Source organism: Mycobacteroides sp. CBMA 271 (genome assembly GCF_009729205.1).
In the GTDB taxonomy this organism is placed as follows: domain Bacteria; phylum Actinomycetota; class Actinomycetes; order Mycobacteriales; family Mycobacteriaceae; genus Mycobacterium.
Genome location: NZ_VTHB01000002.1, coordinates 488,533 through 514,964 on the forward strand (window position 1 = coordinate 488,533; position 26,432 = coordinate 514,964).

25 protein-coding genes and 1 riboswitch are annotated in these 26,432 nt (G+C 63.8%); of the genes, 9 read left to right on the forward strand and 16 right to left on the reverse strand.

The genetic code is table 11. The annotated features are described in order from the left end of the window. The 8 genes from FZI91_RS07720 to FZI91_RS07755 all read right to left on the reverse strand — a co-directional run bounded on the left by FZI91_RS07720 (window position 1) and on the right by FZI91_RS07755 (window position 7,953). On the reverse strand, window positions 1–861 hold the full coding sequence (locus tag FZI91_RS07720; protein ID WP_155938221.1) for an ABC transporter permease: 861 nt from the start codon (window positions 859–861) through the stop codon (window positions 1–3). Window positions 862–872: 11 nt separating this feature from the next. Further along, on the reverse strand, window positions 873–1,739 hold the full coding sequence (locus FZI91_RS07725; RefSeq protein WP_155938223.1) for an ABC transporter permease: 867 nt from the start codon (window positions 1,737–1,739) through the stop codon (window positions 873–875). 427 nt (window positions 1,740–2,166) lie between these two features. Continuing rightward, on the reverse strand, window positions 2,167–2,622 hold the full coding sequence (locus FZI91_RS07730) for a MaoC family dehydratase (RefSeq protein ID WP_155938225.1): 456 nt from the start codon (window positions 2,620–2,622) through the stop codon (window positions 2,167–2,169). Further along, window positions 2,622–3,587 carry an NADPH:quinone oxidoreductase family protein gene (locus FZI91_RS07735; RefSeq protein ID WP_155938227.1) on the reverse strand — a complete coding sequence of 322 codons (966 nt, stop codon included), beginning with the start codon at window positions 3,585–3,587 and terminating at the stop codon, window positions 2,622–2,624. Before FZI91_RS07735 ends, FZI91_RS07730 begins: the two co-directional genes overlap by 1 nt. Then, window positions 3,584–4,450: an SDR family oxidoreductase gene (locus tag FZI91_RS07740; protein WP_155938229.1), complete on the reverse strand. Its 867-nt coding sequence runs from the start codon at window positions 4,448–4,450 to the stop codon at window positions 3,584–3,586. Before FZI91_RS07740 ends, FZI91_RS07735 begins: the two co-directional genes overlap by 4 nt. Before the next feature lie 66 nt (window positions 4,451–4,516). Continuing rightward, window positions 4,517–5,935 carry an aldehyde dehydrogenase family protein gene (locus FZI91_RS07745; RefSeq protein ID WP_155938231.1) on the reverse strand — a complete coding sequence of 473 codons (1,419 nt, stop codon included), beginning with the start codon at window positions 5,933–5,935 and terminating at the stop codon, window positions 4,517–4,519. A gap of 156 nt (window positions 5,936–6,091) precedes the next feature. After that, the gene (locus FZI91_RS07750; protein WP_375234389.1) at window positions 6,092–6,967 is read right to left on the reverse strand and encodes a class I SAM-dependent methyltransferase; all 876 of its coding nucleotides are present in this window, start codon (window positions 6,965–6,967) and stop codon (window positions 6,092–6,094) included. A gap of 68 nt (window positions 6,968–7,035) precedes the next feature. Beyond that, entirely contained in the window at window positions 7,036–7,953 is a 918-nt protein-coding gene (locus tag FZI91_RS07755) for a class I SAM-dependent methyltransferase (RefSeq protein WP_155938233.1), read from the reverse strand. Window positions 7,954–8,325: 372 nt separating this feature from the next. Here FZI91_RS07755 and FZI91_RS07760 point away from each other — a divergent pair, with 372 nt between their 5' ends. After that, entirely contained in the window at window positions 8,326–9,582 is a 1,257-nt protein-coding gene (locus FZI91_RS07760) for a KasA/KasB family beta-ketoacyl-ACP synthase (RefSeq protein WP_155938235.1), read from the forward strand. Between the two features lie 333 nt (window positions 9,583–9,915). Beyond that, window positions 9,916–10,428, forward strand: a complete 513-nt coding sequence (locus FZI91_RS07765) for a hypothetical protein (protein WP_155938237.1) — start codon at window positions 9,916–9,918, stop codon at window positions 10,426–10,428. Here the strand turns inward: FZI91_RS07765 and FZI91_RS07770 are convergent, their stop codons facing one another. Beyond that, the gene (locus FZI91_RS07770; RefSeq protein WP_155938239.1) at window positions 10,429–11,631 is read right to left on the reverse strand and encodes an acyl-CoA dehydrogenase family protein; all 1,203 of its coding nucleotides are present in this window, start codon (window positions 11,629–11,631) and stop codon (window positions 10,429–10,431) included. A gap of 330 nt (window positions 11,632–11,961) precedes the next feature. Here FZI91_RS07770 and FZI91_RS07775 point away from each other — a divergent pair, with 330 nt between their 5' ends. The 4 genes from FZI91_RS07775 to FZI91_RS07790 are packed head-to-tail and all read left to right on the forward strand — an operon-like array spanning window position 11,962 to window position 15,029. Next, window positions 11,962–12,339: a DUF427 domain-containing protein gene (locus tag FZI91_RS07775; RefSeq protein ID WP_155938241.1), complete on the forward strand. Its 378-nt coding sequence runs from the start codon at window positions 11,962–11,964 to the stop codon at window positions 12,337–12,339. Window positions 12,340–12,385: 46 nt separating this feature from the next. Next, entirely contained in the window at window positions 12,386–13,087 is a 702-nt protein-coding gene (locus FZI91_RS07780; protein WP_155938243.1) for a class I SAM-dependent methyltransferase, read from the forward strand. Further along, the gene (locus tag FZI91_RS07785; protein WP_155938245.1) at window positions 13,084–13,812 is read left to right on the forward strand and encodes an alpha/beta fold hydrolase; all 729 of its coding nucleotides are present in this window, start codon (window positions 13,084–13,086) and stop codon (window positions 13,810–13,812) included. The genes FZI91_RS07780 and FZI91_RS07785 overlap by 4 nt, the downstream gene beginning before the upstream one ends. Further along, window positions 13,800–15,029 carry an MFS transporter gene (locus FZI91_RS07790; protein WP_155938247.1) on the forward strand — a complete coding sequence of 410 codons (1,230 nt, stop codon included), beginning with the start codon at window positions 13,800–13,802 and terminating at the stop codon, window positions 15,027–15,029. Before FZI91_RS07785 ends, FZI91_RS07790 begins: the two co-directional genes overlap by 13 nt. Here FZI91_RS07790 and FZI91_RS07795 read toward each other — a convergent pair. After that, a complete protein-coding gene (locus FZI91_RS07795; protein ID WP_155938249.1) occupies window positions 15,020–16,441 on the reverse strand; it encodes a short-chain fatty acyl-CoA regulator family protein in 1,422 nt (473 codons plus the stop codon). The genes FZI91_RS07790 and FZI91_RS07795 overlap by 10 nt on opposite strands. A gap of 118 nt (window positions 16,442–16,559) precedes the next feature. On the opposite strand from FZI91_RS07795, the gene prpD reads away from it, so the two are divergent. From prpD to FZI91_RS07810, 3 genes are read left to right on the forward strand one after another with little or no spacing between them, the layout of a single operon-like run. After that, the gene (prpD, locus tag FZI91_RS07800) at window positions 16,560–18,074 is read left to right on the forward strand and encodes a 2-methylcitrate dehydratase PrpD (RefSeq protein WP_155938251.1); all 1,515 of its coding nucleotides are present in this window, start codon (window positions 16,560–16,562) and stop codon (window positions 18,072–18,074) included. Continuing rightward, entirely contained in the window at window positions 18,071–18,991 is a 921-nt protein-coding gene (gene prpB / locus FZI91_RS07805; protein WP_155938253.1) for a methylisocitrate lyase, read from the forward strand. Before prpD ends, prpB begins: the two co-directional genes overlap by 4 nt. Further along, a complete protein-coding gene (locus FZI91_RS07810; RefSeq protein WP_155938255.1) occupies window positions 18,988–20,109 on the forward strand; it encodes a bifunctional 2-methylcitrate synthase/citrate synthase in 1,122 nt (373 codons plus the stop codon). The genes prpB and FZI91_RS07810 overlap by 4 nt, the downstream gene beginning before the upstream one ends. On the opposite strand, the gene FZI91_RS07815 is transcribed toward FZI91_RS07810, so the two are convergent. The 6 genes from FZI91_RS07815 to metE form a co-directional block, all read right to left on the reverse strand. Continuing rightward, window positions 20,106–20,600, reverse strand: coding sequence for a hypothetical protein (locus tag FZI91_RS07815; protein ID WP_155938257.1), 495 nt, complete (start codon window positions 20,598–20,600; stop codon window positions 20,106–20,108). The two genes, FZI91_RS07810 and FZI91_RS07815, sit on opposite strands and share 4 nt — an antisense overlap. Continuing rightward, window positions 20,601–21,152, reverse strand: coding sequence for a hypothetical protein (locus tag FZI91_RS07820; protein WP_155938259.1), 552 nt, complete (start codon window positions 21,150–21,152; stop codon window positions 20,601–20,603). It lies immediately after the preceding gene. A gap of 21 nt (window positions 21,153–21,173) precedes the next feature. After that, a complete protein-coding gene (locus tag FZI91_RS24290) occupies window positions 21,174–21,983 on the reverse strand; it encodes a DUF6578 domain-containing protein (protein WP_162526512.1) in 810 nt (269 codons plus the stop codon). 99 nt (window positions 21,984–22,082) lie between these two features. Then, entirely contained in the window at window positions 22,083–22,613 is a 531-nt protein-coding gene (locus FZI91_RS07830) for a GNAT family N-acetyltransferase (protein WP_155938261.1), read from the reverse strand. Window positions 22,614–22,759: 146 nt separating this feature from the next. Continuing rightward, window positions 22,760–23,650: a mycobacterial-type methylenetetrahydrofolate reductase gene (locus tag FZI91_RS07835; protein WP_155938606.1), complete on the reverse strand. Its 891-nt coding sequence runs from the start codon at window positions 23,648–23,650 to the stop codon at window positions 22,760–22,762. 140 nt (window positions 23,651–23,790) lie between these two features. After that, window positions 23,791–26,061, reverse strand: coding sequence for a 5-methyltetrahydropteroyltriglutamate--homocysteine S-methyltransferase (metE, locus tag FZI91_RS07840; RefSeq protein ID WP_155938263.1), 2,271 nt, complete (start codon window positions 26,059–26,061; stop codon window positions 23,791–23,793). A 139-nt stretch (window positions 26,062–26,200) separates the two neighbouring features. Then, a riboswitch (cobalamin riboswitch) is annotated at window positions 26,201–26,410 on the reverse strand. Window positions 26,411–26,432: the final 22 nt, after the last annotated feature.

The following is a 26,432-nucleotide window of genomic DNA, read 5'->3' on the forward strand; positions in this document are numbered from 1 at the left end:
TCAACCACCGAACCTTGCGCCGGCATCGACTCCCCACAGCGCCATGGTGAGCAGCATATTCACGATGATCACGACGGTGATGGCCGCGCGCATCGCGTGCCCGGCGGCCACACCCACGCCCTCGGGTCCACCGGAGGCGTTGAATCCGAAGTAGCACTGGATGGTCGAGGCGATCCAGACGAAGATGACGGCCTTGATCACCGAATAGACGATGTCGGTACCGGTCAACATCATCGTGAAGTAGTGGTTGTAGGCACCACCGATCGAGCCGCCGCTGGAGATCCCGACGAGCAGGCGGCAGGTGATGTAGCTGATCACCAGGCACAGCAGATACAGCGGAACGACGGCGATGGTGGAGGCCAGCAGTCGCGTGGTGACCAGGTACGGGATGGGCCGGATCGCCAGCGCGTCCAGTGCGTCGATTTCCTCGTTGATGCGCTGCGCGCCCAACTGTGCGGTGAAGCGGCAACCGGCCTGCATCGCGAAGGCCAACGCCGCCATGACGGGCGCGAGCTCGCGGGTCGACACCAGGGAAGAGATAAAGCCGGTGGCCGGACCCAGGCCGATGATGTTCAGGAGGTTGTAGGCCTCGATACCGATGAGGGCACCGATCGTGCCGCCCAGCACGGCCGCGACGCCGACAGTGCCGCCGCCGGTAACCAGCGATCCGTTACCCCAAGTGACATCGGCCAGCAGCCGGAAGAACTCCTTGGAGTAGTAACGCAAGGCATTCGGGATGGACGCGAGGGCTTCGACGAAGAACGCGAGCATGTGCCCGAGCCGCCGGATCGACTGAGCGATCGCATGCCCGAAATCGATGATGGGCTGAACGCCCTTGGGGCGATACGCAGAGATAGTCATAGCCCGCCCCCTTATATCCCGTGCCGGGGGAAGACCATGACGTACACCTGGCTGACCAACACGTTCACCAGCATGAGAATCAGGATCGATTCGACGACGGCGGCGTTCACCGAGTTGGCCACACCTGCGGGACCGCCCTTGGTGGTCAGACCCTTGTCGCAGGCAACGACGGCGACGATGAGGCCGTACAGAATCGCCTTGAGGAGCGCCAAGATCAGATCGTCGACTCGCGTGAAGGAGGCGAAGGTGGCGACGAAGCTGCCGGGTGCTCCGTGCTGGAAATACACGTTGAACAGATAACTCGCCAGGAAGCCGACGAAGCAGGTAGTACCCGTCAGCCCGACACCCACCAGGACCGCCGCGGCGACGCGGGGCACGACGAGGCGGCGAATCACCGACACACCCATCACTTCCATAGCGTCGATCTCTTCTCGCATGGTTCGCGATCCCAGGTCTGCGGTGATGGCCGAGCCGACCGCGGAGGCCATCAGCACCGCGGCCACCAACGAGGCGCCCTGGCGCACGATCGCGACACCGCTGGCCGCACCGGCCAGCGAGGCCGCACCGACCTGGCCTGCCAGCAACGCGAACTGGATGGAGAGGGTGACACCGATGGGGATGGCAACGAGCAGCGTCGGCACCACCGCGCTGCCGGCCATGAACGCACCCTGGTGGATGAATTCCTTCCACGGGAAGACGCGGTGAACGATGTCGGAGAACATGTACTGCATCGACCGAACGCCGAGCACGACCTGGCTGCCCGCGGTCTCCACGGCCTGCACCGGATGCTTGCGTACGTACTCCTTGAACGCGCCCGAAACCGCGTCGCGAGAAGGTGTGGCGGGCCGCGCCGGGCTGGTCCCCTCAAAAGTGGTCATCGTGTGCTCGCGATCGACAGCACCGAATACCCAAGGGCAACACGTCCGCGTGCTGGCTGACCCACGTGATGCCCTCTCATCCAAACCTCTCGGGCCCACCATCTTCGCTGGTCACAGAGAATCGAAGAGTCCGAACTGAGCAGTAACATAACACCTGACTGACGTGATCTACACATCGTCGTAGATCCAGTGAGATTTTCGCCACCCCGTCAAGTTTTGTGTCCAAATCGTTGACAGCGGGCGACAAACCGGCAGGTCGCGATTCTATTGGGCCAGACCGAAAATGACCACAGGAGCCTTGCTGTCCTTCGCCCTTCCCGCGCAGTGCGCGAAATGCGCTGTAGCGCCGCCCCTCCGCGCCGAGAGTGAAGCCATTGCGGGATTTTGGCGGATTTTCCTCATTAGCTTCACTCTCGGCGAGGCGAGGCTATGCGATGTAGCGCGAAATCGATTCGGCCACACAGGCCGGCTTGTCAGAACCTTCGATCTCCACCGTCGTCACGATGGTCACGTCTACGGCACCGGGCTTCTGCTCGACATTGGTCACCTCGGCGCAGGCCCGCAGCCTCGATCCCACCCGCACCGGATTGATGAATCGAACCTTGTTGTAGCCGTAATTGATTCCCATGGCGATGTTGTCGACGCGAATGAGCTGCAATTGAAACTGCGGCAACAAGGCCAGCGTGAGCAGCCCGTGGGCGATGGTGCCACCGAACGGGCCATCCGCGGCACGCTCGGGATCCACATGAATCCACTGGTGATCGCCGGTGGCATCGGCGAAAGTGTTGACGCGCTCCTGATCCACCAGCAGCCAATCGGTGGTCCCGAGATCTCCGGCGGCGACCTCGTCAATCCCGTTGAAGATCTTGCCTGTTTGGCCCATCACGGAACCAAAACCATCTTCCCGAATACCTTGCCGTCGGCGAAGTCCTGCAGCGCCTGCCGACCTTCCGACAGCGGAACCCGCACGCTCACCGGAGGCCTCATACCCTCGGCGACAAGCTTCTCCAGTCCTGCCTGGGTCTCGTATAGGTAGTCCGAATGCGTACGCAGAAACTCGCCCCAGGCCACACCGACAACCGAGGCATTGCGCAGCAGCAGGCGATTCACCTTGACGGTCGGTATTGCGCCCGCGGCGAATCCCACCACCAGCAACCGTCCTTCGGAGGCCAGCGTGCGCACCGCATCGTCGAAGGCGGGCCCGCCAATGGGGTCGACCACCATGTCGACTCCGACGCCACCGGTCGCCTCACGCACCGCCTGGGCCCAGCCCTCCCGCAGCGGCAGCACGACGTCGGCACCCACGCTGGTGACGAATTCGGTTGCGGCCGTCCGGTTGACCACGGCGATCACCCTGGCGCCCATGCCCTTGGCAATCTGGATCGCGGCGGTACCGATACCGCCCGCCGCACCCAGTACCAACACCGTCTCCCCCGGCTGCAGCTTTCCGCGGCGGGCGTACGCGAAGTACATGGTGTGGTAGTTCGCGATCAGCGCAACGGCCTCGGCATCGTCCAGCTGCGGTGGGGTGGGCAAGACGTTGGAGGGAGCCACTGCCACGCGTTCGGCATATCCGCCAATGAAATTGAAAGCCATCACCCGGTCGCCGGGGTTGATCCCGGAGCCCGCCGGTGCCGATCGCACCACGCCGGCAGTCTCGATTCCCGGGACGAAGGGCGGCTCCATTTTCAGCTGGTATTCGCCCTTGGTCATCAGATAGTCGGGGAAGCAGACTCCCGCGGCCTTGACGTCGACGATGACGACATTAGGGCCGGCTCCCGGTGTTTCAACATCGGTGTAGACCAGACCTTCGGGGCCCGAGAGCGACTGCGCCTGAATCGCTTTCATGCGAGCGACGGCGGGCCGGCCTTGGCGGCATCCGCTAGGTCAGCAATTACCGGCCACGCATGTGCGATGTCGTCCACGCTCGGCGGGCGCTCGAAAGTAACTCCGGCGTTCTCAAACAGCGCGACCCGCTGCACCTTTCCGCCACCCACCACGAAAACCGACCCATTGTCGGTGCTTTCCTCGGTGCACAGGTATCCGACGACCGGGGCCACGAACGACGGCGGCAGTTTGTCCAACACCGCCTCCGGGGCGATGTCGACGGTCATGCGGGTTGCCGCGATCGGCGCGATCGCGTTGGAGTGGATGTTGTACTTCGCACCCTCGAGGGCCAGGGTGTTGATGAGGCCGACCAGGCCGAGCTTGGCCGCACTGTAATTGGCCTGCCCGAAGTTGCCGAACAGTCCGCTGGTCGAGGTGGCGACCACGATCCGTCCGTAGCCCTGCTCACGGAAATGCGGCCACGCGGCGCGGGTGATGTTGTATCCGCCGTACAGGTGAACCTGTTGCACCGCATGCCAACTGTCGTAGGTCATCTTGTGGAACGTGCCGTCCCGCAGGATGCCGGCGTTGCTCACCACGCCGTGGATGGCACCGAACTCGTCCAGCGCGGTCTTGACGATGTTGGCGGCGCCCTCTTCGGTCGCCACGCTGTCGTAGTTGGCCACGGCGCGACCACCGGCCGCCTTGATCTCGTCAACCACACCGTCGGCCATCACCGAACCGGCCCCGGATCCGTCACGGGCACCGCCCAAATCGTTGACGACGACCTGCGCGCCCTCTCCGGCGAGGGTGAGCGCGTATTCGCGGCCCAATCCCCCACCGGCTCCGGTCACGACGATTACCCGGTCTTGCACTCCCGGCATGCAGAACTCCTATTCACTTGACACTTCATTGGGTTGTTGAATAGCACAGCGAATCGAACCTCTTTGCTACATAAGCTTTTTCATCAGCTTTAGGTTCTTATCGAGGTATGGCGGATATGGCAGCTTGATGTCCATCTTGGTGCTCTTGTACAGGGTCGACTTGAGGTGGCTGAACTCATCAAAGCCGGCCTTGCCGTGGTAGGCACCCATACCGCTGGCACCAACGCCACCGAAGGGCAGCTTCGGGATGACCGCGTGGTACAGCAGGTGGTTGATCACCGTGCCACCGGCCGGCACCTCGTCGATGTATCGGTTACCCACCCGCTTCGACTCGGTAAATGCGTAGGCCGCCAAGGGCTTTGGGCGTGAGTTGATGAATCCGATGGCGTCATCCAGCGAGTCGGCCGTCAGCACCGGCAGGATCGGCCCGAAGATCTCGTTCTCCATGAGCGGCTCGTCCGCACTCGGGTCGACCACGATCGTCGGCTCGATGGTGAGCTCAGACGCATCGGAGCCACCGCCGGTGACGACGGCTCCTTCTGTCGCGGCCAGGTACCCCACCAAGCGATCGAACTGACGCTGGTTAACCACCCGAAGTCCCTTGGATTCCTTGTCGGACTGGAACTCCGCCCACGCGGCCGTGATCTTCTCGACCAGTTCGTCACGCACCTTCGGGTCGACAAGGACGTAGTCGGGGGCCAGGCAGACCTGACCCGAGTTGAGGCCCTTCATGTATCCGATACGGCGGGCGGCCACCTCGATGTTCGCGTCGGCGGCCACATAGACGGGCGACTTGCCACCCAGCTCCAGTGCGACCGGCGTCAGGTGCTGCGCGGCACCTTCCAGAATGCGCTTGCCGATCTCGGCGCCACCGGTAAAGAGCGCCTTGTCAAAGCCCTGGGCCAGCAGTTCCTGCGTGACCTCGCCGTCGCCCTCGACGACGGCCACCGCATGCGGGTCGAGGTACTGCGGAATGAGCTTGGCCATCAACGCCGACGAGGCAGGTGCGATCTCCGACGGCTTGATGGCCACGGTGTTGCCCGCGGCCAGCGCACCGACCACCGGTCCAAGCGTCAGATACAGGGGAAAGTTCCATGCACCGATGACCAGCACGGTGCCGTACGGCTCGGGCACCGACCATGCCTTGGCGGGCAGTTGGGCGAGCGGAAGACCCCGCACCCGCCGGCGTCGCATCCACCGGCGAAGGTTCTTGCGCGCATGGACGACCTCGACGACCGACCCAACCACATCGGCGATCCAGGCTTCGGCCGAGGATCGACCCAAGTCCTCGTGCAGTGCGGTGGCGATGACGGCTTCGTTCTCGGAGAAGAGTCGCTCCAAGCCGACGAGCTGCGCCTTGCGCCAGTGGTAGTCGCGGGTGCGACCGGTCGCGAACGTTTCCCGCAGGCCCCGGACGATCTCCGGAATCCGCGAGGGTTCGGGCGCAGCGTGCTGGTCGGCGGGCGTAGAGATCTCGGTGGTCATATCCGTTCCTCTCGATTGCAGGCTCATCATCGAGCGCATCTCCGCAGGTCACGCATATTCACACGGCCCAGCGATGGCAGCTAAGTGAGCTGTATCACCGATGGTAACCAACTGGTTGGGGCGTGAGAACCCCAGCACCCCTGCCGCGAGTGAGCCCTAGCGCTTGAGCTCGGCCTCGATCAGGATGTTCCCGCGCACATCCTCATCGGCGTAGGCCGGTCGGCCCGCATCCGCCATCTCCACCTCGGCGGGTATCGCCCGAACCGTCCAGCCCCGGCCGGCGAGCCACTGTGGGACATCGGTGCGGTCCTCGTCGTGGTACATCAGCGAGCCGACGTCGATCGACTCGCCGTCGATTCCGGCGAGCGTGCGCGCCCGGTCGAAGTGCTCGCGCATCCTGCTGCGGAACTCTTGGCGCTTGGCATTGTCTGGGCCGACGGCCTCGACAGCGATCCGACTACCCGGCGCGCTCTGGTCCGCGATCAATTCGAAGAGCCGGTCCTGCGCCTCCGTCGGCAGATACATGAGAAGCCCCTCGGCCAGCCAGGCGGTGGGCAATGCGACATTGAAACCCTCCTGCTGCAGTGCCGCCGGCCAGTCCTGTCGCAGATCGATCGGTACCTCACGTCGCAGGCAGGCGGGTTGCACATGATGCTCGCCGAGTGTTTCGCGCTTGTACTGCAGCACAAGCGGCTGGTCGATCTCGTACACCGTGGTCCCCGCCGGCCAATCCAGGCGATAGGCACGGGAATCCAGCCCAGCAGCCAGGATCACCACCTGGGTGATTCCCGCGTCGGCCGCCCGCCCGAAGAATCCGTCGAAGAATCGGGTACGCACAGCCTGGTAGTCCACCGCGTACTGCATGATGCGCTCGGCCTCGGGATCGAGTTCGGCGAGCTGCCGGCGCAGGTTGTCGCTAGCGATCGCCGACCAGGCCCCATCTCCCGCCCGCTCCACCAGCAGGTGCGCGAAGGGGTCACTGATCAGCGGTGTGGCACTGCGGGTTTCGGCTGCCCGCGCCGCGGCCACCATGACAGCGGTAGCACCCACACTGCTCGCGATATCCCAGCTGTCGTTCTCGGTCCGCGTGGTCCCGTTCGTCACCGGAGCTCTCCCTGGATCAGCTGGCCTCGGAACGTCCCCTTGTCGACGTCCTCGGGTACCGGCCGGCCGAGCCGCGCCATCTCGTCGTGCGCGTCGGTCTTGGTCACCGACCAGCCGCGCGCCCCAAGCCATTCGGCGGCATCTGCACGGTTCTCGTCCTCGTAGATCAGGTTCTCGATCTTGACGTCGATATCGACGGCGGTTTTGAAGGCGGCGCGCACGCGTTCCCGACGAGCGGCCTCTTCTTCACTCTCGTCGAGCACCAGCTTCCCGTCGTACCCCTCCACGGCGATGCGACTTCCTGCGGCACTCAACGCGCCGACGTCGGTGAAGAGACTGTCTTGCGCGTCGGCGGGTAGGTAAGGCAGCAGACCTTCCGCGAGCCACGCGGTCGGTTGGGCGGCGTCGAACCCGGCCGCACGCAGCGCGGTCGGCCAGTCCTCACGCAGATCGATGCCGACGGTACGGCGCTGTGCGGTCGGCCGATGAGCGGAGAGAGTTAACGCCTTGAACTCCAGAACCTGGGGCTGATCGATCTCGTACACGGTGGTGCCCGCCGGCCAGTCGAGGCGGTACGCGCGGGAATCCAGGCCGGTCGCCAGGATCACGATCTGCCGGATGCCCGCAGCGGTCGCGGCGAGGAAGTACGCGTCGAAGAAATGCGTGCGGGTGGCCTGGTAGTCGACCATCCGGCTGTAGATTTCGCCGGCCTCGGGGTCCGGCCAGTCGATGTTGCCGGCGGCGAGCCGCTCCCAGCCCGTCGACTTGCCGGTCGCGTCGACGAGAACTCGCGCAAACGGATCGCGGATCAATGCGTCGGGCCGCAACGTTTCCACGGCGCGGGCCGCCGCAACACCGAGAGCGGTCGCCCCCACGCTGGACGTGATGTCCCAAGTGTCCCCATCGACCCGCATGTGGCTCCCATCTCAAGGCAAACTAGACCCAATAGTGAGCAATGCTACAGATCTCCATCCGTGGCGGGCACTGTGCGGCGGGTCACATCCGCCCTGGTTGAGCGCAGGTAACTCGACCCTTCATTCATTTGCCCGTTACCTTGGAGACGCTGCGCTATGGGGCGTCAACCGTCAGGACACACCTCATCGATTTGTGCAGTTCCCACACAAATTTCGCATAAGGTTCATGACCGAATCTGCTTGGTGACCCACCCTGACGGAGTTCGCTAGCAGACGACTTACTAAAATTCGGTCTAGCAGACAGCTCGAAGAAGAGTTTGGAAAGGGGATAAACGTGCTCGCCACGTACATGTCCACGGGGGGATCTCGATAATGACCCGACCATCCACCGCAAATGGCGGCTTCCCGAACATCGTCATCACCGGTATGTCGATGATGACCTCGATCGCGCCAGACGTCGAGGGCACCTGGCGGGGGCTCTTGAACGGCGAGAGTGGCATCCACACTCTCGAAGACGATTTCATCGCCCAGTACAACCTGCCCGTCAGGATCGGCGGCCATCTCAAGGTCCGCGACTTCGACAAGGACATGACCAAGATCGAGCACCGTCGACTGTCCTATGTCCAGCGCATGGCGGCGTTCCTGGGCCGCCAGGTGTGGGAGGACGCCGGCGCACCCGAGGTCGACCTGGAGCGACTCACGGTCTCCGTCGGCACCGGCCTCGGCGGTGCCGAGAAGATGGTCGAGGCGTACGACGCGATGCGCGTCAACGGATCAAAAGTCGTTTCACCCCTGGCCGTTCAGATGTTTATGCCCAACGGGCCGGCCGCCGTCATCGGGCTGGAGCGCAAGGCTCGGGGCGGCGTCATCACGCCCGTGTCGGCGTGCGCCTCGGGCAACGAGGGTATCGCCCACGCATGGCGCCAGATCGCCTACGGCGATGCCGATATCGCCATCTGCGGTGGTGTCGAGGCGGTCATCGAGGCCGTGCCCATCGCGGCGTTCGCGAACATGCGCATCGTGATGTCGACGAACAACGACAACCCAGCGGGGGCATCACGTCCCTTCGACAAGGACCGCACCGGCTTCGTGTTCGGTGAGGGCGGTGCACTCCTGGTCATCGAGACCGAGGAGCACGCCAAGGCCCGTGGCGCCCGGATCTATGCCCGCCTGCTGGGGGCGGGGATCACCTCGGACGGCTTCCACGTGGTGGCCCCGCACCCTGACGGCATCGGCGCCGCCAAGGCGATGACCCGCGCGCTGGAGACCGCGGGGCTCGACGCCAAGGACATCGATCACATCAACGCCCATGCCACCGCGACGAGCGTCGGCGATGTAGCGGAGGCCAACGCGATCCAACGCGCAGGCTTGCAGCACACCGCGGTGTACGCCCCCAAGGGTGCGCTGGGCCATTCGGTAGGTGCGGTCGGCGCCGTCGAGGCGATCATCACGGTGAAGTCGTTGCAGGAAGGCGTTATTCCACCCACGCTGAACCTGGACACGCTGGATCCGGAGATCGACCTCGATGTCGTCAGCAAGGCGCCCCGCACGGGCGACTACAAGTACGCCATCAACAACTCATTCGGGTTCGGCGGCCACAACGTGGCCATCGCTCTCGGCAAGTACTGATCTAGTCCCCGACACGCCGTCTGGCGGCGGATTCGTCTCGCACGATTCCGCCGCGAGGCGGCGTGTCGGCGTTCGCACACAAATTCGATGGAACCCAGGTCCACCCCGGCGGCGTCGTATAGACGCCTGCAGACCTAGAGGGGGACCTATGACGTCAACAGAGCCGGGGCCGGCGCGGCCGATACCACCCGTGAAGACGTACACATTCCACGCGAACACAGGGGACGAATCCGCACCAGGAGGCGACACGCGTCATCCCGGCAGTCCAGGCCCGCGATGACGTACTTCACCGGCGACGTCACCATCCCTGCGGAACCCACTGCAGGAGAGGTCATGTCGATAGAGTGGCTCCAGTCGCCGATATGCGCCCCCCACGGCCGGGGAGCCAACCAGCAGCTCGATTGGTTCATCGAACGCTCGGCGGCCGAGCGCGGGGTGTGGCAGGCGTTGTTCAACACCGCATGGTTCGTGTCGTCTGTCGATCGGGAGCGAAAGCGACGGTTATTAGGAATCAAGGCGAGATGGCCCGTCTGCGATCTCTGCGTAAAACGGCTCGATCAGCGTCGACTTGCGTTCCGGCTCTTGGTATTTCTCTGGCTGGTCGCGATTATCGCCCTCATTGTGGTCGACGACCACGCATCGGCCGCGGTGCTACTCATGTTGTCTTGCGGGCTCTTCGTATCCGCGATTGTGGCGGCGATCCAATCCGGTATCGGCCGGATCATGCAGAGCCGGGTGAATAACGGGGTGACCGCGGTGATCGTGCATGACCCGCATCCCGCGTTCTACGAGGAAGCCACTCGGCAGATCCGCCTGCGCACGCAGAACGGCTCCAACATGTACTAGCTACCGGAACGCCGCGATACCCGTGAGTGCCTGGCCGATTACCAGCGTGTGCATTTCACTGGTGCCCTCGTAGGTCAACACCGACTCCAGATTATTGGCATGCCTCATGACGGGATACTCGCCCGAAATGCCATTGGCGCCAAGGATTGTGCGGGCCGTCCTGGCAATCTCGATGGCCTCCCGCACATTGTTGAGCTTGCCCAAGCTCACCTGCGGAGTGATGAGCGTGCCGGCATCCTTGCGGCGCCCTAGGTGCAACGCGAGCAGCACACCCTTGCCGTACTCCAGCGCCATGTTGGCCAGCTTCTCCTGGGTCAGCTGGAATCCCGCGATCGGACGATCGAACTGTTCTCTGGTCTGGGCGTAATCGAGTGCGGTACGTAGACATTCGCGTGCGGCACCCATCGACCCGAAGATGATGCCGAACCGCGCCTCGTTCAGGCACGACAACGGCGCCTTGAGCCCAATCGCCTGCGGAAGCCGATTCTTCTCCGGAACTCGCACGTCACTGAGACTGAGTTCTGCCGTCACCGACGCGCGCAACGACATCTTGGAGCGAATGGTCTGTGCGTTGAATCCCGCCGAATCCGTCGACACCAAGAAGCCACGCACACCATCGTCGGTCTGCGCCCAGATGACCGCGACATCGGCTATCGATCCGTTGGTGATCCACGTCTTGGTTCCGCTGAGAATCCAGTCGCTGCCCTCACGTCGGGCGTAGGTACGCATTCCGCCGGGATCGGATCCGAAGTCAGGCTCGGTCAGGCCGAAACAGCCCAGCTCCTCCCCTGCCGCCATCCGGGGCAGCCATTTCTTCTTCTGCTCATCGCTGCCGTAGGCATAAATGGCGTACATCGCCAGCGATCCCTGCACGCTGACTAGTGAGCGTATCCCCGAGTCACCCGCCTCCAGCTCCATGCACGCCAATCCGTATGCCAGAGAGGAAGTTCCGGGGCATCCGTAGCCCTGCAGGTGCATGCCGAGCACACCGATCTTGCCCAGCTCCAAGGCCAGCTTGCGGACCGGTAGATCGCCGTGCTCGTACCACCGCTGCACGTTGGGCACCACGCGTGCGTTAACCAGCGCACGCACACTGTCGCGGATCGCGCGCTCCTCGTCGCTGAGCAGCGCGTCAATGCCGAACAGCTCGTCGGGGTCACTTCGTTTCGAACCGCTTTCTCGAAGATCAGGTTGGGCTGCCATGTCGCAGACGATAGCGCTCTAAGGCCATGCGCCGACTAGAAACTGAAGCGGTACAGCCGATCGAAGCTGTGCAACCACGGCAGCCGAGCCAGCGCCGCGTAGATCGTCCGAAAGAACCGTGCCGGCACCGGGGATACAGCCGTCAGGGTGTGGTGCTCTCCACGCAATACAACCGCGAATCAAGTACAACCACGCGACCTCGGTCACCGAGTAACCAATCATCCGATAGTTTGGCTTGCCGACGCCCGCGCGGCGGGCCACCCGTTTCGGTATCCGCACTTCAGAACTAGCACTGATCGTGCGCACCGAAAACGGCCTACCCTCGAAAAGATGTCCACCCCCGATCGGCCTCATCTGGTCCCCGGCCCGGACCACCCCATCGACATCGGCCACTCCGGCGCTCGCGTCGTCGTCACGGCGGGCGATATCACGATCGCCGACACCACCCACGCCCTGCGGCTGCAGGAGGCGTCGTATCCGGCCGTGCACTACCTGCCGCCGGAGTCCGTGAACTGGGAGATCCTGGAGCAGACCGATACCCACACCTACTGCCCCTTCAAAGGCGAGGCCTCCTACTACTCGGTGCGCACGCCAGACGGGACCATCGAGGACGCCGTCTGGACCTATGAGGAGCCCTACCCGGCGGTTGCCCAAATTGCCCGTCATCTCGCGTTTTACCCGGACCGGGTCAACATCACGGTCGAGTGAGCACACAGCTCTGGCAAGCTCCGGGTTGCTCGCGTACGTTGACCCCATGACGTTCGATGGTCTTCGCGCAAGCGGCTCATCCGCCAATGGTCTTCGCGCAAGCGGCTCATCCGCAGTCCAACGGCGAGCTTTCAACGACTACGTGACGCGGTTCTGGGGCCGTGCCGCCAAGGCCTACGACTGGGCACCGCTGCAGCAATGGGTGTACCGGCCTGCCCAGGACGAGATGCTCGCCCTGCTGCGTCTGCATCAATCGCAGCGCATTGTTGATATTGCGTGCGGCACAGGCATTCTCGCTTCCCGTATTCACGATGAGCTCGCACCCGAGCAGGTGTACGGGGTCGACATGTCCGAGGGGATGCTCGCGCAGGCCAAGACGCGCTCACCGTTGGTCGATTGGCGGTTCGGTCCCGCCGAGCAACTGCCGTTCGCGGACGGTGCACTCGACGCAGTGATCACCACCTCGGCGTTTCACTTCTTTGACCAGCCGGCTGCGCTCGCCGAGTTCCATCGAGTGCTGGCCCCGGGCGGGTTCGCGGCGGTCACCACCTTCACCCCCGACCGCACATCCCCGCTGCTCCGACGCTTTCTTGGCGACCGCGTGCCTGCCAGCATGCCGACGACGACCGAGATGCGGCAGATGTTCGAGACCGCCGGTTTCGACATCGCCGTGCAGCGACCGGTCCACCATCCCGTCACCATTCCGTTCGTGGAATTCGATCGTTTGACGGTGGGCGTCAAACGATGACGCGGTGGCTGCTCCTGCGCGGCCTGAGCCGCGAGCAGCGCCACTGGGAACAGTTTCCCGAAGTATTCGCCAAATCACTTGGCGTCCAGGTCGAATGCCTGGACGCGCCAGGATTCGGTACCGAGTCGCACCGCACCTCGCCGGCAACCATCTCCGCGATCACCGATGACATCCGGTCCCGACTAGACCGAGGGAACGACGACTGGTCGCTGCTCTCGATATCGCTCGGCGGCATGATCGGACTCGATTGGTGCGCGCGCTATCCGGGGGACTTCGAGCGCGCCGTCATCATCAATTCGAGCACCGCCTCGACGCCGGTGTGGAGGCGCTTCCTCCCGTCGTCGATACCGAACCTGGTGCTCGGACGGTTCCGCGACGACGAGCCTCGTGAGCGCGCGATCCTGGCGCAGACCGCCAACAACCCCGATCTCGACCTGGATGCACTCGCCCGACGCTGGGCGGGATACCTACAGACACAACGGCCGTCCGGCACCAGCATCGCTCGTCAGATCAGCGCCGCCGTCACTTTCCGGATGCCGCGGCGCATCGACATTCCGCTGCTGGTCCTCACCTCTACGCACGATCGAATCGTGAGCTGCTCCGCGTCGCGCACGATCGCCGACACGTTCGGCGCGCCCGTGGCCGTGCACCCCACCGCCGGACACGACATCCCGCTCGATGACGGCCCCTGGATCGCTGGACAGGTGGCCCAATGGATCAGCTGAGCTCAAAACCAGAATACGGCACTGTGTCACAACGCATTTCGGCATGGCGGTTCGTCACTACCTTCGGCGTCATCAGCATGCTCGCCGATATTGTCTACGAGGGTGCGCGCTCCATCACCGGGCCGCTGCTGGCTTCCCTGGGGGCTACGGCACTCGTAGTCGGTGTGGTCACCGGAATCGGTGAGGCGGCGGCGCTGGCCCTGCGCCTGGTGTCGGGTCCCCTCACCGACCGCACCCGCATGTTTTGGGCGTGGACCATCGCTGGTTATGCGCTCACCGTGATCACGGTGCCGTTCCTGGGGGTGTCCAGCGTGCTCTGGATCACCGCCACGCTGGTGATCGCCGAACGCGTCGGCAAGGCGGTCCGCAGTCCCGCCAAGGACACACTGCTATCGCACGCCACCTCGGTCACCGGTCGCGGCAAGGGTTTCGCCGTACATGAGGCGATGGACCAGCTGGGCGCCATCACCGGCCCGCTCGTGGTTGCGGGCATGCTCGCGATCACCCACGGTGCCTACCTGCCGACGTTCGCAGTGCTTGCGATCCCGGGGGCCGCCGCACTAGCCCTGCTATTCTGGCTACGCCGACGGGTGCCTCGCCCCGAGCTGTACGAGGATCCGTCTGATTCGCCCGACGTACCGGTCGTCGTACGCCAGAAACTCCAACTTCCACTGAAGTTTTGGCTGTACGCGGGATTTTCCGGGCTCACGATGTCCGGCTTCGCCACCTTCGGCGTGCTGTCGTTCCACATGGTCACCCGCGGCATCCTGTCGCCCGCGGCCGTGCCCCTTGTGTATGCAGTCGCGATGGCCGCCGACGCCGTAGCCGCGCTGGCCTCCGGTTGGGCCTACGACCGGATTGGCCCGAAAACCCTTGTAGTTCTGCCTATCGTGGGAGCCGCCGTGCCCATGCTGGCCTTTACGGAATCGCTGACGGGCATCGTGCTCGGTGCACTGTTGTGGGGTGCTGCGGTGGGCATCCAGGAGTCCACGCTGCGCGCGGTGGTCGCCGATCTCGTGCCGTCGGGGCGCCGAGCCACCGCCTACGGTGTCTACGCGGCCGTGCTCGGTGTGGCCACTGCGATCGGCGGAGCCCTCACGGGTTACCTGTACGACGTATCGATCCCCATGCTCATCGGGGTAGTCGGCGTGATCCAGCTGGTGGCCCTGATCGCCGCGGGACCATCGGTGCTGCGGCACACCACTCATCAGGTGTAGGGCAAGCTACTGCTGGCATCCTCATCGACGCGGACGCTGCGCCCAATATAGGGAAACGCCCTCTGCGCACACGACTCCCGCACGCACACCTTGCAACCAGGACCCATCGGTACGGCATTGGACGGATCCTCCAGCGCGATGCCGGTCGAGTACACCAGCCGATGCGCATGGGCGATATCGCACCCCAACCCGATCGCGAATGACTTTGGTGTACTGAGGAACCCACCCGTCGACGTGCTACTTGTCCGTGCGACCCAAAAGTAGGTGCGCCCGTCGGGCATCTCGGCAACCTGGGTGACGAACTGGCCCGGATTCGAGAACGCTTCGTGTACGACCCACAGCGGGCAGTTTCCGCCCACCCGCGAGAAGTGAAATGCCGTGGCAGATTGGCGTTTCGATATGTTGCCGGCCCGATCGGTCCGCACCAGGATGAACGGAACACCCCGCATCGAAGGGCGCTGCAGCGTGGATAGCCGGTGACAGACCGTCTCGTGCCCGACCTCGAACTGCCGCGCCAAGAGGTCGACGTCGTAGCGGGTTGACTCCGCCGCGCGATGAAACTGCTTATAGGGCAACAGAAACGCGCCCGCGAAATAATTGGCCAGTCCGATCCGGGCGACGCCGATGGCCTCGGGGCTAAGCTGATCGGCGCCAGACAGGATTGCCGCCATGGTTTCGGTCTGGGTCAACAACGCGAGTTGGGTGGCCATTTGGAAGGCGCGCTGGCCGGGTGCGAGCCAGTGCGCAATGCGCAGCACCCCGGTATCGGTGTCGAACCGGCGCTTCGCCGAATCCGTCAGTGCACCACCCTTATCTAGGGCGACGGTGATGCCGTGGTCTTGCTTCAGCACCGCCGCGAGCTGCACATCAAGCTCACCCGTGTGCAGCCCATAACGCTCAAACAGATCCTCGGCGGCGGTGTCGAGTTCGCCCAGATAGTTCTTGTGATCGTAGAAGAAGTCACGAACCTCCTCGAAAGGCATGGGGCGCAGGGGTTCACGTATCGAATCACCGATCGTGGCGGCGTTCTCGGTGGCGCGGTAGCTCTCCAGTTCTGCAGTGACATCCCGCAGCCTCCGGTGCATGCCCACAAGGGTCTGGCCCACCGACGGCATGCGGGCGACCAGCTCTTCCAGTTGCAGATCGCTGACCTCGCCCACCGCCGCCTCGGTGAAGATCTCACCGAGATCCGCGACCAGCCGAGCGTCGGAATCCGGCGAGAAGTAGTGCGGCGACAAATCGAACCGTTCGGTGAGCCGCAGCAGCACCGCCACAGTGACCGGGCGCGCGTCATTTTCGAGTTGGTTCACGTAACTCGTGGACAGATCCAGGACACGCGCGAGCGCTGCTTGCGTCAGGCCGCGCTCCTCGCGCAACCTCCGCAACCGCGCTCCGGCGAACGGTCTGGACATGCACCCAGGATAACCCTCCATGCATTCGCAATGTTTGCAACATCCACGAACTAAGGATACAGAAATACGCATTTACATGGCCTTTTAATCACCTTCGCAGCTGCGTAACGTGCGGATCATGCACGTTCACTCAGTACGCACCCGCCGCAGCGCCGAGGACTTCCCCCGCGACCAACACCTCGCCTGGAAGATCGCGGAAGTCGCCGCCGACCCCGTCGCTGTTCCCGCCGATACCGAGGCGATGGTCATCAATCGGGTCATCGACAACGCCGCTGTCAGTGCGGCGTCTGTCATCCGTCGTCCCGTCACGGTCGCACGCCGTCAGGCGCAGGCGCATGCGGTTCCTTCCGGTGCGCGCGGCGCCAATGTCTTCGGTGTGAGTGGCGGATACTCGGCCGAGTGGGCCGCCTGGGCCAACGGGGTCGCGGTGCGCGAGCTGGACTTCCACGACACCTTCCTGGCCGCCGACTACTCGCATCCCGGGGACAACATTCCCCCGCTGGTGGCGGTCGCTCAGCAGCTCGGCATCGGTGGCAACGACCTCATTCGCGGCCTGGCCACCGCCTACGAAACCCAGATCAACCTCACCCGTGGGATCTGCCTGCACGAACACAAGATTGACCACGTCGCACATCTGGGGCCGTCTGTGGCGGCAGGCCTGGGCACCATGCTGAAGCTCGATACCGAGACGATCTACCAAGCGATCGGCCAGGCACTCCACCTCACCACCGCGACCCGGCAGTCACGCAAGGGACTCATCTCCAGTTGGAAGGCCTATGCCCCGGCCTGGGCAGGCAAGGTCGCCATCGAAGCCGTCGATCGCGCGATGCGCGGCGAGGGTGCACCCTCGCCCATCTGGGAAGGCGAGGACGGCGTCATCGCGTGGCTGCTCGGCGGTCCCGAGAAGGTCTACGAGGTACCGCTGCCGGGACCGGGCGAGGAGAAGCGGGCGATCCTGGACAGCTACACCAAGGAGCATTCGGCCGAATACCAGAGCCAGGCCCCCATTGACTTAGCACGCAGGCTCCGTGACCGCATCGGCGATCTCGAGCAGATCGCCACGATCGTCCTGCACACCAGCCATCACACGCATGTGGTCATCGGCACCGGGTCGGGTGATCCGCAGAAGTTCGACCCCGACGCTTCACGCGAGACGTTGGACCACTCGGTGATGTACATCTTCGCGGTTGCGTTAGAAGACGGAACCTGGCATCACGAGCGGTCGTACGCGCCTGAGCGCGCGCACCGTCCGGAAACCATCGAGCTGTGGAACAAGATCAGCACCGTCGAGGATCCTGAGTGGACCCGCCGCTACCACTCGACCAATCCCGATGAGAAGGCGTTCGGCTGCAAGGCAGTGGTGACCCTCAAGAACGGTGAGGTCATCACCGACGAGCTGGCAATCGCCGACGCACACCCGCTGGGTGCGCGGCCCTTCGCGCGGGAGAACTACATCAACAAGTTCACGACGCTATCGGACGGCGTCATCGAGCCGCACGAGCAGAGCCGATTCCTTTCCGTGGCACAGGGATTGGTGGATCTGAAGGCGGGATCGCTCGGTGCACTCAACCCGCTCATCGACGCCGTGGTGCTGGACAAGGCGCCAACGACCCCGGGCGGGATTTTCGGATGAGCGCGCTGTTGGCTTCCACCACAGACGCGGCGGCAAAACGTGCCGCGTTTCGTACGGGCCTGGCCTCCGGTGAGCTGCTGCGCCTGCCTGGCGCCTTCTCTCCCTTGGTGGCCAAGCTGATTCAGGAAATCGGATTCGAGGGCGTGTACGTGTCCGGCGCGGTGCTCTCGGCCGACCTGGCGCTGCCCGACATCGGGTTGACGACGCTCACCGAGGTGTCGGCTCGTGGCCGGCAGATCGCCTCGATGACCGATCTGCCGACGCTGATCGACGCCGACACCGGTTTCGGTGAGCCGATGAGTGCCGCCCGCACGGTGACCGTACTCGAAGATTCCGGTCTGTCGGGCTGTCACTTCGAGGATCAGGTAAACCCGAAGCGATGCGGGCATCTTGACGGCAAGGCCGTCGTGGAGACCTCGGAGATGGTTCGACGGCTGCGCGCAGCGGTGTCGGCCCGACGCGACCCCAATTTCGTGATCTGTGCACGCACCGATGCCGCGGGCATCGAGGGGTTGCCCGCGGCGATCGAGCGCGCCAAGGCCTACGCCGACGCCGGTGCCGATCTCATCTTCACCGAGGCGCTGAGCACCATCGGCGAGTTCGAACAATTCCGGGCCGCGATCGACGTTCCGTTGCTGGCCAACATGACCGAGTTCGGCAAGTCCGAACTGGTGACGGCGGACCAGCTCCGTGAGGTCGGCTACAACGTCGTCATCTATCCCGTCACCACCCTGCGGCTCGCGATGTTCGCGGTGGAGCAGGGGCTACGTGAAATCGATTCGGCCGGAACGCAGTCGGGCCTGCTGGATCAGATGCAGCACCGCAGCCGGCTGTATGAGCTGCTCCGGTACGCCGAGTACAACCAGTTCGACACCGAGATCTTCAACTTCAGCCTCAATGGAGGAGGAGCCCGATGACTACCGCAACACCAACCATTCACAAGGGTCTTGCCGGCGTCGTAGTAGACACCACCGCCATTTCCAAGGTGGTGCCTGAGACCAACTCGCTCACCTACCGGGGCTATCCGGTGCAAGACCTGGCCGCCCAGTGCAGCTTTGAGCAGGTCGCCTACCTGCTCTGGCACGGCGAGCTGCCCAGCGAGGGCGAGCTCGCCCTGTTCAACCAGCGAGAGCGTGCACAACGTCGTTTGGATCGCTCGTTGATGTCGCTGCTGGCCAAGCTGCCGGACACCTGCCATCCGATGGACGTGGTGCGCACCGCCATCAGCTTCTTGGGTGCCGAGGATCCGTCCGAGGATGACAGCACACCAGATGCCAACTACGCCAAATCACTTCGCATGTTCGCGGTGCTGCCGACGATTGTCGCCGCCGACATGCGCCGCCGGCGCGGACTAGACCCGATACAACCTCACAGCCATTTGGGCTACTCGGCGAACTTCCTGCGGATGTGCTTCGGCGAGGTGCCGGATCCGGTGATCGTCAAGGCGTTCGAACAGTCGATGATCCTGTACGCCGAGCACAGTTTCAACGCCTCCACGTTCGCCGCCCGGGTGGTGACCTCGACGCAGTCGGACATCTACAGTGCGGTCACCGCGGCGATCGGCGCACTCAAGGGTTCGCTGCATGGCGGCGCCAACGAGGCCGTCATGCACGACATGATCGAAATCGGCGATGCTGCCAAGGCCGCGGAATGGCTGCAGGGCAAGCGCTCCCGCAAGGAGAAGATCATGGGCTTCGGCCACCGTGTCTACAAGAATGGTGACTCCCGGGTGCCGACGATGCGCGCCGCGCTCGGCGACATCGCGCGGGTGCGCGATGGGCGAACCTGGCTTGAGATCTACAAGGTCCTCGAGAACGAGATGAATGCCGCCACCGGTATCAAGCCCAATCTTGACTTCCCAACCGGACCTGCCTACTACCTGATGGGCTTCGACATCCCCAGTTTCACACCGATTTTCGTGATGAGCCGCATCACGGGGTGGACAGCCCACATCATGGAGCAAGCCGCGGCGAACGCACTCATCCGGCCGCTGAGCGAGTACTCCGGTAAGCCACAGCGGTCGCTGGCGTCCTAATTCTCGACGATCACCGAGGCACTTTCCCAGTAGCCACCCTGCCCAGGGACCGCCAGGACCCCGATGACACGATCGCGTGGCGGTCTATCTGGACAGTGCTCGGTGACTCGCACATCGAATCGATATGCAGGCAACGGCAACTGATGGATGATCGTGGTGGGCTGTACTCCCCGGTCCTTCATGGACATCAGCCGCAGGGTGCAGCCAGGTGCCGGCATCGCCGCCGCTATCCGCTTGTCCAGCTCGACGTTCTCGGCGGTTGGCTCAGTGATATCCCGAGCGTGTTTGATGAGGCCAAGCCTGTTGGCATCACGGCTGTTTAGCCCCGCCACGACGCGCTGCGCGGCGAGCCGCTGCTGGTCCGCCGGATACTCGGCTTGCCCAGGGTGGTGACTAGCTTCGAGCGCGGTGCCATAGACGCATGCGGTCACGACTACTTCCACGAGCACTATCACCAGAGCCAGGAGTGCCCACTTCCACACCTTTCCCATCTACAGCTCGATCACGAATGCTGACGGGGTCCAGTACCCGCCTTCGGTGGGCCTGGCAATCACCCCGATGGTGCGCGGCAACGGCGGCTTGTCCGGGCAGTGTTCGGTGAGCAGCATGTCGAACCGGTGGGTCCGCGAGATGCCCCACGGAAATGTCTTGCCACCCTGCTCACCGAGGTCGGCGACCGCATCGAACGTGTATTGGCATCCGGGAAGCGGCATCGCAGCCTGAATGAGCCTGTCCAGTTGGGCATTCGCTGCTGCTTCCCTCGGGTCCCCACGGCTCACCCGGGCCGTCGAAAAAACCATCGCCGGGGCATGGGTGTTCAAATCGGCGACCAATTCCCGAGCCTGCAGCTCCTGCCGTTCGGCCGTGTACTCCTTCAACTGGCCTTGCGCGAGATCCTCGGCTTTCACCCATCGGATCGTCAGCACCACGGGGGCAATCAATGCAGCCGCCACTACGACGGCGATCAGTCCATGTCGTATCCATTTCCGCGGTCCGCTGATAATCGGGCCGGCGGATTCGGCCACCTGTTCGTCATCCACCATGACGTCCCCCTCTGTGCGCCTTCAGTCACAGAGTAGACGCACAAACAGCTCCTCCGGTGGCGCTGCGGACCTGTCGATGGTCTCGAACGCGGTGTAGAAGCCGCAATGCTCGGTGCGGCTGACCTGCAAGGCTTCCCCGGCGACAATCCCGCCGCCACACTCGCAACCTTCTGTCGACAGCCGCGGATCGCAGAGATCCACGACAACGCGATCGCCCACGACAGGCAGCGTCGATCCGAACACCTCGGGTGGCCCGGTGAGGTGGATGGTTCGGGCCGCACAGTCCCGCTTCTCCCGCAGAGCCAGCACCTCAGCCTCGGAGGGTTCCATAACCGACCTGACCCGCAGCCCCACAACGGCTCCCGAGATCGTTCGGCGTCCAATTTCACCCGTCGGCGGCCTCTCGGGCCATCGTGTCGCAAGCTCCACGGGTCTGTACTGAAACGATGACGGCCGGTGCCGCATGCAACCGGACTCATCCAGGTAAGTGATGCCGGATACGTCGTACAGCTCCTCGACGACTCCCGACAGGCGCGGCCAACTTTGATCCTCATGCCATGTGGCCCAAAGGATTACCAGAGCCTCAGCAGGATCACCGAGGTCTGGATCCCACGCCGCGCAGCCGTAAGGAAACCTGACAATCTCGCGATCCGCCTCCCAATCGACAGCGGACGCCGTTGCTAACAGATAGCCATCCCCCGCAGGGTGCGCAGAGACCTGCCATTCGACGGACTGACCCAGCTCGGGAGTCCGGCCGCAGCACTGATACTCCCAATGTGTAATACCAAGATATACAAGAGATTCATTCCGAGTGGGAATCTTGTTGAGCACTCACAGCACCGGGTGTTAGACGGACGGAGCACGAACGCTCCGGACCCGGTGTACCTCCAAGGAGGTTAGCCAGCGTCACCGCTGGACGTCAATACCCCCTCATTCGGGCCGCGATAACAGTCCGCCCACCCACCAGTCCCTTGGCTCGCCCGCTTGGTAGGCCCGCCGCCGCAGCAGCCCCTCCACCTGGAACCCGAGGGCCTCCGCGACGGCGCGTGAACCGGTGTTTCCGACGACAGCCCACCAATCGATCCGGTGGATGTCCAGCTCATCAAATCCCCACTGGCACAACCTTCGAGCCGCCTCAACTGTGAGCCCCTGACGGCGGTACTTGGGGGCCGCCCAATAGCCAAGATCCACTACCCCGCGCTCCAGACACTTGAGCACGCAGGTGCCCACAAGTTCGCCGGTGGCCGCCAGATAGAAGCCCAACCCGTATTGCACCCCATTCGCCCATCCGGCAGTCGACGCTGCAACGAACCGCCGTGCATCTTCGGCCGTGTAAGGCGAGGGCACTGGAACGTACCGCGCGATCAGCGGGTCGTTACAGGCCTCCGCCAATGAGGCTTCATCAGCAGGCGTCACACAGCGCAACAGCAGCCGCTCCGTGTGCAAGGTAGCGGGCTCCATGGCGTCAGTCTCAACGGCAGAGTCCCGTCAGTCAAAGGATTTCGGAGCACACAAACAAGTGCCCGCCTATGAGCGGCATTCGATCCAATGCTGTGTTGTCGCTCGTAGCCGGGCACATGTCATGTTGGTCCGCCGCCGGACTTCGGTCAGGACATCTGGTCCGGCGCCCAGTAGCCGAGCATCTCGGCGAAGGTTTCAAACGCCGGCCTGGCAAGACCGTACGGCGCTTCGAAGTGCAGACTCAATGGGAATCCGAGCTCCGCCACGCCATCGATGACGCGTTTGTAGAGATCGACAAGTCGGCGCCGCCTGACATCGGGTTCACAGCCGGCGAGTGACCGGACGAAGGCCTGCTCCTGCGCGACGGCCTCGTTTCCAGGGTCCTGAATAAGCCAATTGATGAGGCTCACTTTGGATTCCATCTTGGCAACAAACCCAAAAGACAACAAGATCTCGGGCCGATGATCACTGGTGCGGGCGAACTCACGCAGAAAACCAACTACCGCATCGGAATACAGCAGCTGGGTCATGCCGAAGGTGGCACCCTTGTCGCATTTGAAGGAGAACCTGCCCTGTTCCCCCGCCCGCGTGGGGATCAGAATCGCACCCCTGTTCACCACAAGGTCATCGAACTTGGACAGCGCATCGGTCGGCGGGATTCCCTCCCCATCACCATCGTTCATGGTGCGGGGCACACCCACGAAGATCACGCCGTCGAACCCGGCACTGCCGAGACCCGTCAGGCGATTCCGCAGCGACGTCTCATCCGAGAAGGAGGTGACCTGCGTGCACAACCCGCGCATACCGGGAATCTCAGACTGAACGATCGACCAGTAGTCGACAACATCCAGTTTGGGCTTCATTTCCAGCGGCCGGTCACCGTCTTCCACGATCATCGACGGAATCATGACGTGGCGGATGCGTCCTTCGATGCCGGTCTCGGCCGAGAACTGCACCAGCTTCCGCAGTTCCTCCGACCCGCGGTCGAGTCCGCCCTCGACGTTGGGTGGCACCAACTCCAGCGCAATGGTCTTCAAGGGCACGAGGTACCTCCAGAACTTTCCTGACCAAGATCGGTCAACCAGACGATCGTAGCGGCGGCATCATCTGCCGAGGACCGCTGACGCTGGGGTGTGGAACGGGCTTCGATCGTTCCACACCCCGGCGAGACAAGGGTTTACGCCCCGGCGCGAACCTCGGCGGCCGCGACCACCAGGTTTCTCAGCGAGGCGGTCACCTCATCAACCTTCCGGGTCTTCAGACCGCAGTCCGGGTTGACCCAAAGACGCTGAGCCGGAACGGCCTTCAACGCCTCGCGGAGCGAGTCCGCCATTTCCTCACTGGACGGAACCCGCGGCGAATGGATGTCGTACACACCCGGCCCCACACTATTGGAAAACCCGATCGCGTTGAGGTCGCCGAGCACCTCCATATGCGAGCGCGCCGCCTCAATCGACGTGACGTCGGCATCCAGATCCGCGATGGCGCCGATCACCTCGCCGAACTCCGAGTAGCACAGATGCGTGTGGATCTGTGTCGCATCGGACACGCCCGAGGTCGACAAACGGAAGGCCCCGACAGCCCAGTCCAGGTACGCCCGCTTGTCGGCATCGCGCAGCGGTAGCAGTTCGCGCAGCGCGGGCTCGTCCACCTGGATGATGGCGATCCCGGCGTTCTGCAGGTCGACCGTCTCGTCCCGGATAGCCAGAGCGATCTGATTTGCAGTGTCCCCCAACGGCTGATCATCGCGTACGAACGACCACGCGAGGATGGTCACCGGCCCGGTCAGCATGCCCTTGACATGCTTCGCGGTCAGCGACTGGGCATAGGTGGCCCACTCAACGGTCATCGGGTTCTGCCGTGCCACATCGCCGTACAGAATCGGCGGACGCACGCAGCGGCTGCCGTAGGACTGCACCCAACCATTCTGGGTGGCAAAGAAGCCGTCCAGCTGCTCGGCGAAGTACTGCACCATATCGTTGCGCTCTGGCTCGCCATGCACCAGCACGTCCAGGCCCAGGTCCTCTTGCAGTGCAATGACATCGGCCACCTCGGCACGCATCCGCCGCAAGTATTCTGCGTCGTCGATCTCCCCCTTGGTGAGGGCCTGACGCGCCTTACGGATCTCGACGGTCTGCGGGAAGGACCCGATGGTGGTCGTCGGCAGTTCAGGCAGCTTCAGCCGTTCATCCTGGCTGCGGCGACGCTCCGCCGCATCGCCACGCGAAACACCAGCGGCCAGAATCGAATCCAGACGATCCCGGATCTGGCCGTTGTTCAGACGCGGGTCCGCCTTACGTGATTCGACGGCCGCGTTGGAGGCCGCAATCTGTTCAGCAACTGCGCCACGACCTTCGTTCAGTGCCCGCGACAAGATGACGACTTCCTGGACCTTCTCATCGGCGAAGGCCAACCAACTCCGCAGCCGATCATCGAGCTCGGTCTCGGGCTCCAGCGAGTACGGCACGTGCAGCGTGGAGCAGGACGTAGCGACAGCCACCGACTTCGCGCTTCCCCGCAGCGTGGCAAGCGTATTCAACGCCGACTCCAGGTTGGTGCGCCAAATGTTCCGCCCGTCGACAACGCCTGCCACCAGGGTCTTTCCGGCAAGTTCCGGTACCGACGCCACGCCTGACGCCGATCCGTAGATCAGGTCAACACCGATCGCCTCAACCGGAGTGCGCGCCAACGCAGGTAGGGCCGCACCGAGGTCGCCGAAGTAGGTGGCAACGAAGATGGCCGGTCGGTCGGCAACCGTACCGAGGCGGCCGTACACCCGCTCGGCAAGCTCCGGGCCATTCGGCAGGATGTCGGTGACGAGCACCGGCTCGTCGATCTGGACCCAGGTAACGCCGGCCTCGGCAAGCTGCACCAGTAGTTGCTCGTAGAGCGCGGCCACTTCGTCAATGCGCTCGATAGGCGCATTCGCACCGTCGACCGACTTACTCAGCGCCAGGAAGGTGATCGGCCCGACGACTACCGGACGCGCGGGAATGTTCAGCGCCTGAGCCTCTTTCAGCTCACCGAACAGCTTTGCCGGATTGAGCTCAAACTTGGTGTCCGGCCCGATCTCCGGCACCAGGTAGTGGTAGTTAGTGTCGAACCACTTGGTCATTTCCAGCGGCGTGACATCGGCATTGCCGCGCGCGGCGGCGAAATAGCGATCGAGGTCGTCGGCGATGCCGGCAACACGCGGCGGCAGCGCGCCCAGCATCACCGCGGTGTCGAGTACCTGGTCGTAGTAGGAAAAGGTGTTCACCGGAACGGAATCCAGCCCGGCGGTGGCCAACGCGGTCCAGTTGTCGCGGCGCAATCCGGCGGCGACGGTCTCCAGCTCGGTACGGGTGGTGCGGCCAGCCCAGAAACTCTCGGTGGCCCTCTTGAGCTCACGCCGCGGCCCAATGCGCGCGGAACCGAGGGTGGTGACGGTAAATGGTTGTGCAGTCATGAGCAGTCCTTCATCCACAGCGGGGTGGGCCACCGCCAGGGGACGAAGAACCGAGCACGGCACCACCGATACGCATATCTGTTCGGTGAAACCGATTCGGCCATACGCCCATTCCGCGAGGCGATGATCCGTCGGGTGCGGCGCACCCGACACAACTGGCAGGTCTTCGGACTTACAGGCGTTACCCGGGCTCAGGTTTTCCTACGGGCCGTCGCTTCCCAGGTCAGTGGTGCTCAACCCAGTGCATAAGACGGCGATCGTTCCTGCATACCGCTGCGGGACAGTCCCGGATTCTCACCGGGTTCCCTCTCATGACGGATCCCGCGGGACCTGTCATTCGATGCCAGCAGTGACCCCGGACGAACCCGAGC

Coding starts and splice junctions, on each gene's coding strand:
- FZI91_RS07720 (WP_155938221.1), bottom strand. CDS start 861: ATGACTATCTCTGCGTATCGCCCCAAGGGCGTTCAGCCCATCATCGAT.
- FZI91_RS07725 (WP_155938223.1), bottom strand. CDS start 1,739: ATGACCACTTTTGAGGGGACCAGCCCGGCGCGGCCCGCCACACCTTCT.
- FZI91_RS07730 (WP_155938225.1), bottom strand. CDS start 2,622: ATGGGCCAAACAGGCAAGATCTTCAACGGGATTGACGAGGTCGCCGCC.
- FZI91_RS07735 (WP_155938227.1), bottom strand. CDS start 3,587: ATGAAAGCGATTCAGGCGCAGTCGCTCTCGGGCCCCGAAGGTCTGGTC.
- FZI91_RS07740 (WP_155938229.1), bottom strand. CDS start 4,450: ATGCCGGGAGTGCAAGACCGGGTAATCGTCGTGACCGGAGCCGGTGGG.
- FZI91_RS07745 (WP_155938231.1), bottom strand. CDS start 5,935: ATGACCACCGAGATCTCTACGCCCGCCGACCAGCACGCTGCGCCCGAA.
- FZI91_RS07750 (WP_375234389.1), bottom strand. CDS start 6,967: ATGGTGGCCGCGGCGCGGGCAGCCGAAACCCGCAGTGCCACACCGCTG.
- FZI91_RS07755 (WP_155938233.1), bottom strand. CDS start 7,953: ATGCGGGTCGATGGGGACACTTGGGACATCACGTCCAGCGTGGGGGCG.
- FZI91_RS07760 (WP_155938235.1), top strand. CDS start 8,326: ATGACCCGACCATCCACCGCAAATGGCGGCTTCCCGAACATCGTCATC.
- FZI91_RS07765 (WP_155938237.1), top strand. CDS start 9,916: ATGTCGATAGAGTGGCTCCAGTCGCCGATATGCGCCCCCCACGGCCGG.
- FZI91_RS07770 (WP_155938239.1), bottom strand. CDS start 11,631: ATGGCAGCCCAACCTGATCTTCGAGAAAGCGGTTCGAAACGAAGTGAC.
- FZI91_RS07775 (WP_155938241.1), top strand. CDS start 11,962: ATGTCCACCCCCGATCGGCCTCATCTGGTCCCCGGCCCGGACCACCCC.
- FZI91_RS07780 (WP_155938243.1), top strand. CDS start 12,386: ATGACGTTCGATGGTCTTCGCGCAAGCGGCTCATCCGCCAATGGTCTT.
- FZI91_RS07785 (WP_155938245.1), top strand. CDS start 13,084: ATGACGCGGTGGCTGCTCCTGCGCGGCCTGAGCCGCGAGCAGCGCCAC.
- FZI91_RS07790 (WP_155938247.1), top strand. CDS start 13,800: ATGGATCAGCTGAGCTCAAAACCAGAATACGGCACTGTGTCACAACGC.
- FZI91_RS07795 (WP_155938249.1), bottom strand. CDS start 16,441: ATGTCCAGACCGTTCGCCGGAGCGCGGTTGCGGAGGTTGCGCGAGGAG.
- prpD (WP_155938251.1), top strand. CDS start 16,560: ATGCACGTTCACTCAGTACGCACCCGCCGCAGCGCCGAGGACTTCCCC.
- prpB (WP_155938253.1), top strand. CDS start 18,071: ATGAGCGCGCTGTTGGCTTCCACCACAGACGCGGCGGCAAAACGTGCC.
- FZI91_RS07810 (WP_155938255.1), top strand. CDS start 18,988: ATGACTACCGCAACACCAACCATTCACAAGGGTCTTGCCGGCGTCGTA.
- FZI91_RS07815 (WP_155938257.1), bottom strand. CDS start 20,600: ATGGGAAAGGTGTGGAAGTGGGCACTCCTGGCTCTGGTGATAGTGCTC.
- FZI91_RS07820 (WP_155938259.1), bottom strand. CDS start 21,152: ATGGTGGATGACGAACAGGTGGCCGAATCCGCCGGCCCGATTATCAGC.
- FZI91_RS07830 (WP_155938261.1), bottom strand. CDS start 22,613: ATGGAGCCCGCTACCTTGCACACGGAGCGGCTGCTGTTGCGCTGTGTG.
- metE (WP_155938263.1), bottom strand. CDS start 26,061: ATGACTGCACAACCATTTACCGTCACCACCCTCGGTTCCGCGCGCATT.